The sequence below is a fragment of the Actinomycetospora atypica genome (assembly GCF_042653685.1).
GTDB classification, from domain to species: Bacteria; Actinomycetota; Actinomycetes; order Mycobacteriales; family Pseudonocardiaceae; genus Actinomycetospora; species Actinomycetospora atypica.
Genome location: NZ_JBHSIV010000102.1, coordinates 1 through 646 on the forward strand (window position 1 = coordinate 1; position 646 = coordinate 646).

1 pseudogene is annotated in these 646 nt (G+C 84.7%); it reads left to right on the forward strand.

Going from position 1 to position 646, the window contains the following annotated elements:
* Positions 1–646, forward strand: a pseudogene (locus ACFPBZ_RS29500) (hypothetical protein); the annotation flags it as partial.

The following is a 646-nucleotide window of genomic DNA, read 5'->3' on the forward strand; positions in this document are numbered from 1 at the left end:
GTCGCGCTCGGCGCCTCCGCGGCGCGCCGCCCGGCCACCGCCGACGAGCCCGACGACCGGTGGGGCCCCGCGCCCGACACCGGGCCGACCGCCGTGCCCGGCCAGGAGCTGGCCACCCGCGACCCCGCCGCCCGTCCCGCCCCCGGCCGCGGGACGACGGCCCTGCTGGAGCGCCCGCACATCCCCGGAGGCGATGTCCCCCGCCCGCCCGTCGGCACCGTCGCCGCCCCGGTCGGGCCGCAGGCCCCGCAGGGTGCGCTGCGCCGCTACCGGCCGTGGCTCCTCGCCGCGCTGGCGATCGTCGTGCTGGGGGCCGCGGCCGCGATGGTGCCGATCCCGGGCCTCACCTCGGCCCGGACCTCCCAGCCGGCCCCGCCCGCGACCTCCGCGCCGGCGGCCCCCGCACCCACCCCCGGGGCGGCGGCCCCGCCGAGCCCGGTGGCGCCCGCCCACGATGCCGCCACCCCCGACCCGGCAGCCGGCAGCAACGACGCCGCCGGGTCCTCCACGCCGCGCACGAGCTCCGCGGACCCGACCTCGAGCACCCGCAGCTCCCGCACCCCGAACGCGTTCGCCCCGGCGGCCGCCCGGCCGGCCGCGTCCCGCCCCGCCGCCCAGCAGCCCGCCGCCCGGCCGGCGCCCCAGC